The sequence below is a fragment of the Streptomyces cynarae genome, from assembly GCF_025642135.1.
Classification (GTDB): domain Bacteria; phylum Actinomycetota; class Actinomycetes; order Streptomycetales; family Streptomycetaceae; genus Streptomyces; species Streptomyces cynarae.
In genome coordinates, this window is sequence record NZ_CP106793.1 from 1,870,597 (window position 1) to 1,881,201 (window position 10,605).

At 71.6% G+C, this 10,605-nt stretch carries 10 protein-coding genes; 4 read left to right on the forward strand and 6 right to left on the reverse strand.

Annotated elements, in window-relative coordinates; all coding sequences use genetic code 11:
• The first annotated feature begins 100 nt into the window (after positions 1-100).
• The 4 genes from N8I84_RS08855 (at position 101) to N8I84_RS08870 (ending at position 4,814) form a co-directional block, all read left to right on the forward strand.
• Entirely contained in the window at positions 101-1,039 is a 939-nt protein-coding gene (locus N8I84_RS08855) for a 5'-3' exonuclease (protein ID WP_263234705.1), read from the forward strand.
• 112 nt (positions 1,040-1,151) lie between these two features.
• Positions 1,152-1,997, forward strand: coding sequence for a siderophore-interacting protein (locus N8I84_RS08860; protein ID WP_263229019.1), 846 nt, complete (start codon positions 1,152-1,154; stop codon positions 1,995-1,997).
• Between the two features lie 220 nt (positions 1,998-2,217).
• On the forward strand, positions 2,218-3,774 hold the full coding sequence (locus tag N8I84_RS08865) for an amino acid permease (protein WP_263229020.1): 1,557 nt from the start codon (positions 2,218-2,220) through the stop codon (positions 3,772-3,774).
• Positions 3,775-3,872: 98 nt separating this feature from the next.
• Positions 3,873-4,814 carry an RluA family pseudouridine synthase gene (locus tag N8I84_RS08870; protein WP_263229021.1) on the forward strand — a complete coding sequence of 314 codons (942 nt, stop codon included), beginning with the start codon at positions 3,873-3,875 and terminating at the stop codon, positions 4,812-4,814.
• A gap of 4 nt (positions 4,815-4,818) precedes the next feature.
• Here the strand turns inward: N8I84_RS08870 and N8I84_RS08875 are convergent, their stop codons facing one another.
• The 6 genes from N8I84_RS08875 to N8I84_RS08900 all read right to left on the reverse strand — a co-directional run bounded on the left by N8I84_RS08875 (position 4,819) and on the right by N8I84_RS08900 (position 10,571).
• Positions 4,819-6,336, reverse strand: a complete 1,518-nt coding sequence (locus N8I84_RS08875) for a cytochrome P450 (RefSeq protein ID WP_263229022.1) — start codon at positions 6,334-6,336, stop codon at positions 4,819-4,821.
• A gap of 183 nt (positions 6,337-6,519) precedes the next feature.
• The gene (locus N8I84_RS08880) at positions 6,520-7,140 is read right to left on the reverse strand and encodes a GTP-binding protein (protein ID WP_200421317.1); all 621 of its coding nucleotides are present in this window, start codon (positions 7,138-7,140) and stop codon (positions 6,520-6,522) included.
• On the reverse strand, positions 7,121-7,537 hold the full coding sequence (locus tag N8I84_RS08885) for a DUF742 domain-containing protein (protein ID WP_263229023.1): 417 nt from the start codon (positions 7,535-7,537) through the stop codon (positions 7,121-7,123). The genes N8I84_RS08880 and N8I84_RS08885 overlap by 20 nt, the downstream gene beginning before the upstream one ends.
• The gene (locus tag N8I84_RS08890; RefSeq protein ID WP_263229024.1) at positions 7,534-7,941 is read right to left on the reverse strand and encodes a roadblock/LC7 domain-containing protein; all 408 of its coding nucleotides are present in this window, start codon (positions 7,939-7,941) and stop codon (positions 7,534-7,536) included. The genes N8I84_RS08885 and N8I84_RS08890 overlap by 4 nt, the downstream gene beginning before the upstream one ends.
• Positions 7,938-9,563, reverse strand: a complete 1,626-nt coding sequence (locus tag N8I84_RS08895) for an ATP-binding protein (protein WP_263229025.1) — start codon at positions 9,561-9,563, stop codon at positions 7,938-7,940. Before N8I84_RS08895 ends, N8I84_RS08890 begins: the two co-directional genes overlap by 4 nt.
• A 381-nt stretch (positions 9,564-9,944) precedes the next feature.
• Positions 9,945-10,571 carry a TetR/AcrR family transcriptional regulator gene (locus tag N8I84_RS08900; RefSeq protein ID WP_263229026.1) on the reverse strand — a complete coding sequence of 209 codons (627 nt, stop codon included), beginning with the start codon at positions 10,569-10,571 and terminating at the stop codon, positions 9,945-9,947.
• Positions 10,572-10,605: the final 34 nt, after the last annotated feature.

The following is a 10,605-nucleotide window of genomic DNA, read 5'->3' on the forward strand; positions in this document are numbered from 1 at the left end:
GGCCAAACGCAAGGGTGGCCCAGTTCACAAGGCGTTTACTTCTGCCACGTATGTGCACGGCATGCCCACGGAAGGGGCACTGTCGGCGCCGTACGGCATGATGCGGAACGTGACGCAGAGAACTCGACGGCTCATGCTCCTCGACACCGCCTCGCTGTACTTCCGTGCCTACTACGGCGTGCCGGAGTCGATGAAGGCTCCCGACGGCACGCCCGTGAACGCCGTGCGCGGGCTGCTCGACTTCATCGACCGCCTGGTGAAGGACCACCACCCCGACGACCTGGTGGCCTGCATGGACGCCGACTGGCGCCCACACTGGCGGGTGGAGCTGATCCCCTCCTACAAGGCGCACCGCGTGGCCGAGGCGCACGAGGCGGAACCGGACGTGGAGGAGGTGCCGGACACGCTGTCCCCGCAGGTGCCGGTGATCGAGGACGTCCTGGACGCGCTGGGCATCGCGCGCGTGGGGGTCGCGGGGTACGAGGCCGACGACGTGATCGGCACGTTCACGGCGCGCGCCAAGGGTCCGGTCGACATCGTCACCGGCGACCGCGACCTGTACCAGCTGGTCGACGACGCGCGCGGGGTGCGGGTGCTGTACCCGGTCAAGGGCGTCGGCACGCTGCAGCTCACCGACGAGGCGGCGCTGCGCGAGAAGTACGGCGTGGACGGGCGGGGATATGCGGACCTGGCGCTGCTGCGGGGCGACCCCAGCGACGGGCTGCCGGGTGTCGCAGGCATCGGTGAGAAGACGGCCGCGAAGCTGCTCGCCGAGTTCGGCGACCTGGCCGGGATCATGGCCGCGGTCGACGACCCGGCCTCGAAGCTCACACCGGCCCAGCGCAAGCGGCTCGCCGAGGCCCGGCCGTATGTCGCGGTCGCGCCCTCGGTCGTCCGGGTCGCCGAGGACGTACCGCTGCCGGAGGTCGACACGGCGCTGCCGCGCACGCCGCGCGACCCGGCCGCACTGGACGCCCTTCAGGCCCGCTGGGGTCTGGGCGGCTCACTGAGGCGGCTGCTCACCACGCTGGGGGCGTGACGGTTCCGGGAGGAAGTGTCATCCCGTTCTCAGGGGAGAGTCGGGAATGAGGTGTTGACGGGCGGGAGATGCTAACTTAGGTGAACCTAACTCAGGGAACCGGGAGGCCGTCATGGCAGAGCGCCCCGCAGGCAAGGCGCGCAGGGCCCACACCGCGCAGGTGGTCCGCACGCAGCGGCTGACCCCGCACATGCAGCGGGTGGTGCTCGGCGGCGAGGGGCTCGCCGACTTCGCGGCGGGCGGTTGCACCGACCACTATGTGAAGCTGCTCTTCCCCCCTGCCGAGGGCGTCACCTATCCGGAACCCTTCGACCTGCAGCGCATCCGCGAGGAGTTGCCGCGCGAGCAGTGGCCCGTGACCCGGACGTACACCGTGCGCGCCTGGGATCCTGAGCACCGTGAGCTGACCCTGGACTTCGTGATCCACGGCGACGAGGGGCTCGCCGGCCCGTGGGCGTTGCGGGTGCAGCCGGGCGAGACCGTGCGGTTCATGGGGCCGGGCGGCGCCTACGCCCCGGACGCGAGCGCCGACTGGCACCTTCTCGCCGGTGACGAGAGCGCGCTGCCCGCGATCGCGGCGGCCCTGGAGGCACTGCCGGACGGCGCCCGGGTGCACGCGTTCGTGGAGGTGGCCGGCCCCGAGGAGGAGCAGAAGATCGACTCCGATGTGGAGGTGGTCTGGCTGCACCGCGGGCACCGGCCGGTCGGCGCGGCACTGACCGAGGCCGTACGGGCGCTTGAGTTCCCCGAGGGCCGACTGCACGCGTTCGTGCACGGCGAGGCCGGTTTCGTGAAGGAACTGCGCCGGCTGCTGCGCGTCGAGCACCGGATCCCCCGCGAGGACCTCTCCATCTCCGGCTACTGGCGCCTCGGGCACAACGAGGACGGCTGGCAGGCGTCGAAGCGGGAGTGGAACGCGCGCATAGAGGCGGAGCAGGAGGGCGCGTCCGCCGCGTAGGACACGGCGGCCGGACACCCAAGGCGGCGGCACCCCGGGGATGCCCGGGTGCCGCCGCCTTGTCGTGCGGTGCTCTCGCGAGGGCGTGAGGACTTGGGTCCCACCCCGACACCCCGGCGTGACGCCGGTGAAACAGGTGCTCCCTACGTTCGGTCGCCCGACAGCAATTTCTGTCGCCCGACAGGAACTCTCGCGCGCAGTGCGAAAGCAGGTTGCCGCCATGACGAGCACCGCCCCCGCCGACGTCCGCCCCGACCCTCCGGGCCCCGAGGGAGCCGCCGACCTGGCGCGCTTCGGCTACCGCCAGGAACTGCACCGCAGCCTGGGCCGGTACGCCTCCTTCGCGGCCGGGTTCTCCTTCATCTCCGTCCTGACGACCGTCTTCCAGTTCTTCGCGTTCGGGTACGCGTTCGGCGGGCCCGTCTTCTTCTGGACCTGGCCCGTGGTGATGGCGGGCCAGGTGCTGGTGGCCGCGTGCTTCGCCGAGCTGGCCGCCCGCTACCCGATCTCCGGCGCCGTCTACCAGTGGTCCTCACGGCTGTCGAACGCCGCCTTCGGCTGGTTCGCCGGCTGGATCATGGTCATCGGGCAGATCGTGGTGGTCGCCGCGGCGGCGCTGGCCCTGCAGATGGTGATGCCGCCGCTGTGGTCCGGCTTCCAGCTGGTGGGCGGCGACCCGTCACCCACCTCGCCCACCGGCGCGGCGAACGCGGCGGTCCTCGGCGTCATCCTGCTCGTGCTCACCACGCTCCTGAACGTCGTCGACAACCGGGTGATGTCCGCGGTGAACCGCATCGGGGTCACCGCCGAGATCATCGGCGCCTGCCTGATCGTCGTGCTGCTGCTCACCCATTCCCGGCGCTCCCCCGGCATCACCTTCCACACCGGCTCCGGCACGGGCGGGCTGCTCGGGGCGCTGCTCGTCGGGTCGTTCACGGCGGCGTACGTGATGATCGGCTTCGACAGCGCCGGCGAGATGAGCGAGGAGACCCACAACCCGCGCCGCACCGCGCCGCGCACCATCCTGACCGCGCTCGGCGCGGCGGGCCTGCTCGGCGGGCTCATCGTCCTCGGCGGCATTCTCGCGGCACCGAGCCTGACCGACGGCCGGCTCGGCACCGACGGTCTCAGCTATGTCCTGACCAGCAGCCTCGGCGACGGGGTGGGCCGGGTGCTGCTCGCCGACGTGGTGGTGGCGATCGCGGTGGCGACGCTGGCGATCCAGACGGCGGCCTGCCGGATGCTGTTCTCCATGGCCCGAGACGGCCGGCTGCCGTTCGCGCGGCGGCTCGCGCGGGTCAACCCGCGCACGGGCATGCCGAGCGCGCCGGCCCTGGTGGTCGGCGTGCTCGCCGCCGCCCTCCTGCTCCTCGACTTCGTCTCCCCGGACGCCTTCCTGGCCATCGGCACCACCTGCATCGTGATGCTGTACCTGGCCTATGCGATGGTGACGGGCCCCCTGCTGCTGAGGCGCCTGCGCGGCGGCTTCCCGGCCGGCGGCACGGACGAGGCGGGGGCCCCGCTGTTCTCGCTGGGCCGCTGGGGCATTCCCGTGAACGCCCTCGCCCTTGTCTACGGCCTCCTGATGACCGTCAACCTGGCCTGGCCCCGAGCCGCGGTGTACGACCCCACGGGCGGGCACTGGTACTTCCGGTGGTTCACGCTGCTGTTCCTCACGGCGACGGTCGCAGCCGGCGCCGCCTACCGGGCGTACCGGAGACGGACCCCCGCTTCCGCTCCCGTACTGGAGGCGGCGGTGCAGGAGGCGACCGCCTAGGGCTCTCGTTCGGATCATGCCGGGCTCGCGGGCCTGATCCACACGAGAGGCCCTGGGCCTTCGCGCCCCGCTCCGGCCGCCTCGTACGCTGGAGCCCCATGAGACGCCGACCCCGTACCCCGCCCTCTCCCCTGCCGCAGCGCAGCGGGGTCGATCCCGTGCGGGTGCGGTTGCCGTTCGACGGGGGATGGGCCACCGTGCGGGAGCATCTCGTGGCCCGGCTCGCGGCCGGGGACGGGGTGATCGACGGGATGCTCGAGGCGGGGCACGTCGTGGGGGCGGACGGACGGCCCGTCGCCCCGGACGCGGCCTATGTGCCGGGCATGTATGTGTGGTTCCACCGTGCGTTGCCCGACGAGCCGCGTGTGCCGTATCCGGTCGACGTGGTGTACCGGGACGAGCACGTCGTCGTCGCCGACAAGCCGCACTTCCTCGCCACAACCCCGCGCGGCAGCCACGTCGCCGAGACCGCGCTCGCCCGGCTCCGGCGCGACCTGGGCATCCCGACACTGACCGCCGCACACCGGCTGGACCGGCTCACCGCCGGGCTGGTGCTGTTCACCGTCCGGCCCGAGGAGCGCGGCGCCTATCAGTCGCTGTTCCGGGACCGGCGCGTCACCAAGGAGTACGAGGCCGTCGCCCCGTACGACCCCGAGGCCGCCCTGCCCCGCACCGTGCGCAGCCGCATCGTGAAGGAGCGCGGGGTGATGACGGCCCGGGAGGTGCCGGGCGAGCCCAACGCGGTCAGCCTGATCGAACTGCTGGAGCACCGCGCCGGGCTCGGCCGCTACCGGCTGCTTCCGTACACCGGGCAGACCCACCAACTGCGCGTGCACATGAACGCGCTGGGCCTGCCGATCATCGGAGACCCGCTGTATCCGGTGGTGGCCGCCCCCGCGCCGGCCGGTGACTTCCGGCGCCCGCTGCAACTGCTGGCGCGGGTGCTGGAGTTCACCGATCCGGTCACGGGACGTGCGCACCGCTTCGTCAGCGAGCGGGTGCTCGAGGCCTGGTCCTCCTACGAGGCATGGGCCGGGTAGCGGCTCAGCGGCTCCGCCACCAGTGCAGCACCCGGCGCCACAGTCCCGGCCGGGGCCGCGGCTCGGCGGCCGGCTCGGAGGGCGCCGGCGGGGCGGCCGGCGGCGGGGGCGGAGCCGGCAGCGGGTCCGGGACGGCGGTGGCGCTCCCGGCAGCGGACGCCGTCGTGATCTCCCAGTCGGTGCGCTGTGCCGGCTCCGGCCGCAGCGACGGCTGCTGCGTGACGTCCTGCGGCGGCTTCGGCTGGAACCGCACCGGCAGTTGCACCAGGTGCCGCGACGCGATGGACGCGGTCCAGCGCAACTCGTCCTCGTCGCAGTCGAGTTCCAGGTCGGGCAGCCGCGTCAGCAGGGCGTCGATGCCGGTGTCGGCGATGGCACGCCCGATGTCCTGGCCGGGGCACTCGTGCGGGCCGCCGCCGAAGGCGAGGTGGGAGCGGTTGCCCTGCATGTTGGCCGAGAGGTCGGGCCGCACCCGCGGGTCGACGTTGCCGGGCGCGATGGCGAAGAGCAGTCCGTCGCCCTTGCGGATGCGCTGCCCGCCCAACTCCGTGTCCTGCTTGGCGAAGTAGCCGAGAATGCTGCTGAACGGCGGCTCGTCCCACAGGGACTGCTCGACCGCCTCGGGCACCGTCATCTGGCCGCCCCTGAGCTGCGCCCGGAACCGCGGATCGGTGAGGATCATCCGCAGCACGTTGGCGAGGAGGTTGGCGGTGGCCTCGTAGGCGGCGATCAGGACCACCCGAAGGTGCTCCCTGATCTCGTCGTCGGTGAGCCGGGCCGGGTGGTTGATGAGGTGGGTGGTGAAGTCGTCGTCGGGATCGGTCCTGCGGCGGGCGACGAGCCGGCCGAGGGCCTCCACGATGTACTGGTTGCTGGCGATCGCGGTCTCGGTGCCCTTGAGCATGTCGCGGGCGGCGTGCACGATCCGGTCGTTGTACTCCTCGCCCATGCCGAGCACCTCGCACATCACCGCCATCGGGAGGTGGTCGGCGAACTGGCCGACGAGGTCGGCCCGGCCCTGTTCGCAGAAGCGGTTGACGAGGTACTGCGTCGCGCGGTTGATGAACCGGCGCAGTCCCCGGTAGTCGATGGTCGACATGGCGCCGGTGACCGCACCGCGCAGCCGAAGATGCTCGTCGCCCTCGGCGTGCGAGCAGATGGGCTGCCAGGCGAAGTGCGGCGTCAGCGGGTGGTCGGGCTTGACCTCGCCGCTCACCAGCGGGGCCCAGATGCGGCTGTCACGGGTGAAGTGCGCGGGGCTGCGCACCATGTGCAGGTTCTCCGCGTGCCCCAGCACGACCCAGATCGGCACGTCGTCGTGGAGCAGCGCGGGCGCCACGGGGCCGTGGTCGGCGCGGAGTTTCTCGTACAGGGCTCCCAGGTCCTCCGCCTCGGGACCGTACAGCCGGCGCACTCCGCCGGGGCCGAGGCCGTGGGCCGGACAGCCGGGCGGCGGGACGGCCGAGGAGGCGTCCGTGCCGGTGTGGTCGCTGCCGGTCGGGGAGGGGGATTCAGGCGTCACGATGGTCGCTCCGGAACGTCAGGTCGAACCTGTGTCTTGGGGTCGAGGTGGAGATGGGAATGGGCACGGAACAGGGGGACGGCGACGCGGGCGTGCTCAAGCGGTCGCGATCGCCTTCACACGGGGGCGCGGGCGCCTTCATGCGGTCGGCACGGGCGCTTCACGCGGCGGGCGCGGGCGCCTTCACACGGGCGCGCGGCGCATCGCCAGGGAGTGCAGGAAGCGCACCAGCGTCATCAGGACCTCGCGGCTGGAGGCCCGACGCCGGGCGTCACACTCCATGATCGGGATCTCGACGGGCAGGTCGAGTGCCCCGCGCAGCTCCTCAATGGGGTAACGAGGCGCGTCGGGAAAGGAGTTGACGGCGACCACGAAGGGCACGCCACGCTCCTCCAGCCGGCCGATGACATCGAAGCTGACCTCGAGGCGGCGGGTGTCGAGGAGGACGACGGCGCCGAGCGCGCCCTCGAACAGGCCGTTCCACAGGAACCAGAAGCGTTCCTGGCCCGGGGTGCCGAACAGGTACAGCACCAGCTGCTCGGTGATGCGGATCCGGCCGAAGTCCATGGCCACGGTGGTGGCCGTCTTGCTGTCGGAGCCGTAGTTGTCGTCGACCCCGATGCCCGCCTGGGTCATGGTCTCCTCGGTCGTCAGCGGCCTGATCTCGCTGACGGAACCGACCATGGTGGTCTTGCCGACCCCGAACCCGCCCACGATGACGATCTTGACCGCGGCCTGCGTGGTATGCGGCAGGTGGTCCTCGGGGGGCGGCCCCGGGACGGTGTCAGAGCTTTTGAAGTCCATGCATCACCGCTTCGAGGAGGGAACGGTCGGGCACCGCCTGCCGGACGATCGGGGCGCGCGCCTGGACCAGTTCGGCCGCCAGCAGGTCGGTGATCAGCATGGTCACCACACTGAACGGCAGACTGAGGTAGGCCGAGATCTCGGCCACGGACAGGGGGGCCCGGCAGAGCCGGAGCAGGGCCGACTGCTCGGGCGTGGCGGCGGGCGGCGGGTCGGCGCTGGTCACGATCAGGGTGACCAGGTCGATGGGGGCCCGTTCACCCCCGTCGGCCGCGCCGGCGAGGATGTACAGCCGCTCGGGCTGCTTCCCCTCGCCTTCCGCCGCGCCGCCTTCGGTGACAGGCTCCGGGGGAGGCTGTTCCCGGGGATGGCGCCGGCGCCGTTGCGGAGGAGTCATACGGTCTGCCCGGTCCGTCGCGGCGGACTCGTCAGGTGGTCGCCGATGCGGACGACGAGATCGCGCATGCGGTTGCTCATCAGGCCGGCCTCCGCGACCACGTCGGAGAGCACCGCCAGATAGGCGTTCGGGCCGGCCTCCATCATGTAGAAGTAGCCGCCGTCGATCTCGATGATGACCATGCGCATCCGGCCGTCGCTGTCCGGCATCTCGGCCGCGACCGCCCCGGCCAGGCTCTGCAGTCCGGCGCAGGCCGCGGCGACGCGGTCGGCGGCGTCCGGGTCGCCGCCGTGGCGGGCGATGCGCAGCCCGTCGGCGGAGAGCACCACGATCTGGTGGATGCCCGGCACGCCGTCGGCGAGTTCCTTCAGCAACCAGTCCAGGTTGCCTCGCTGCTGGATCACTTCGGGTCCCCCTCGTCGTCGGCCTGGGCAGCGGCCGGCTCGTCGGTGCTGGTGGTTGCGTGCGCGTCGTCGTCGGGCGGCCCGGAGGAGAAGGCGTTCGGGTCCGGGTCGGCCTTGAGACCGGCGAAGAACGCCTCCACCCACATGCCGGGCGGCGGCTCGTCCTTCTTCTTGCGTTCGCGCTCGGGCCTGACCGGCGCGTGGCTCCTGGCCTGAATGGCCTGGGCGGCTGCTTCCGCGGCGGCCGCCTCGGCGATCTGCTGGCTCAGCGGGATCTTCACCCGGCTGCGGCGCTGCGGCAGGCCGCCCGCCGTCCACTCGGTGACCACGGGGACGTCGTCCTCCAGGGACAGCCGCTCCGGGACCCGGGGCCCGGTGGTGGGGCGGCGGGGCTTCTCCTTGCGCTTGGGCCCCTCGACGCCGTCGTTGTCCAGGGTCGGAATGGAGGTGATGCCGACGCCGTGGGCCTGTCCGGGGGCGGGGTCGGTGGTCGTCATGTCGTTCGGGACGACGAGGATGGCGCGGACACCGCCGTACGCCGACTTCCGCAGCGAGACCTCCATGTTGAACATGGACGACAGGCGGCCGACGACCGCAAGACCCAGGCGGGGGGCCTCACCGAGCTGCTGGACGTCCACTCCGGCCTGGGCCTCGGCGAGCATCCTCTCGACCTTGGCGCGGCTCTCCCCGCTGAGGCTGACTCCGCCGTCCTCGATCTCGACGCAGACACCGGTCTGCACCTCGGTGGCGGTGACGTGCACCTTGGTGTTGGGCGGCGAGTAGCGCGTGGCGTTGTCGAGGAGTTCGGCGGCGGCGTGGATGATCGGCTCGACCGACTCGCCCCTGATGTTCACCTTGGCGATGGAGTGCAGCTCGATGCGGCGGTACTCCAGGATCCGGCTCATCGCGCCGCGCAGACAGCTGTACAGCGGCACGGGCTGGGGCCACTTGCGGCCGGGGCGGCCGCCGCCGATGACGGCGATGGAGTCGGCGAGGCGACCGATGAGCGCGTTGCCGTGGTCGAGGCGCAGCAGGTCGTCGAAGACCTCGGGGGTCAGGCCGTGGTCCTCCTCCATCTCCCGCAGTTCGTTGGCCTGCTGGTGGACGATGGCCTGGACGCGGCGGGCGATGTGGACGAAGGCGCGCAGCGCGGAGTCACGCCGCGCGATCTCACGGTCGATGACCTGGAGCACGGTTTTCAGCAACCGGCGCTGCGCGTCGGGGATCCCGCGGAACTCCGGGGTGCCGTCGACGAGCTGGGTGAGCACCTGTCCGGGCGAGATGGCTTCGCGCAGCTTGGCGACCGCCCTGGGCACGATCTCGGTGCGGAGGTAGTCGAGGTCGTCGTTCTGCGAGGCGATCCGCCGCTCCAGGAAGGCGGTGCGCTCCGCGCAGTCGGCGCGCAGCGCACGCAGGGCGCGTTCGCGGTGGACCGCCACGGCCGCGACGGCGGTCACCAGGACCGTGGCGATGGCCCCGCACCAGCCGACGGCGGTCCGGGCCGGCCCGGTGAGCACGGCGACGGCGGCCCCCGTCGCCGCGCACATCAGTATGAACGGCACCAACAGAACGCGTGCGTAGGGAAGTTCACGGCCACCGGGAGGCGATTGAACACTCACCATGTATGCCCTCTGAGACGGAATCGGCTGGATCGGGGGTGCTTACGAAAAAAAGACGGGTAGGTACCGGATCGGAACGGGGTGACAACTGGATCTTCGGTATGTTTGGGAACAGGCGCACGAATACACCTCAACTCGGTGCGCCGCGGGCGAGCTTAGTCCGACCGGATCATCGCTATGTCATATTCGGCAAGCACCTGAAATGCCCCGCGCGTCAGGAGTACGCTCGGCATTTTTCATACGGTGTGCTGCGATTCGAACACACACTGTCACGGCGTACGGGCAGGCGAGAGAGGTCCCCCGCCCAGGTGAATTCCCCTGTGCCAGTGGACTGGTGGACTTGATGACCCGAGGCCCCGAGGCCCCGAGGCCCTTGGGAGCGCCTCAGACTCCGGCGATGCGCAGCGCCGCGTCCGCCGTGGCCTCCGCGAAGACGGACACCGGGCGGTCCGGGTCGGAGCGGTGGACCAGGATGACGCCCTCGATCAGCCCGAAGACCAGATCCGTCCGCAGATCCAGCTCACCCTTGGCGAGGCCGGAGCCCGCACGGGTGGCGGCGATCAACTGCCGGTAGGTGTCCTTGAGTTCGGAGCGCACGGCATGGAAGCCTGCGAACCGCTCGGAGCGCACCTCCGGCAGCAGGTAGAGGCCGCCCAGGTTGTGCGGGCCCCCGCAGAGCAGCTCGACGTCGGTGCGGCACAGCTCCCACAACCGGTCCTCGGCCGGAGCGGTGTCGTCGGCGAGCAGGTCGCGCGCACAGGACAGCGAGGGCGTGACGGTGGACTCCAGCAGCTCGGCGAGCAGTTCCTCCTTGCCGGACACGTAGTGGTACATGGAGGCCTGCCGCATACCGGCCCGCTCGGCCACGGCGCGCGTGGTGGTCGCGGCATACCCGCGAGTGGTGAACAACTCGGCGGCGGCCGTGAGGAGCTCGTCGCGCGGCGACAGTCCGCTGTCGGGCCGCCGCTCCGCCCGCGGCCTGCCGACCCGCCGCCCACCACCGGTTCCCATGCGGTCGATCCTCGCACATGACGCCGTACGGCGA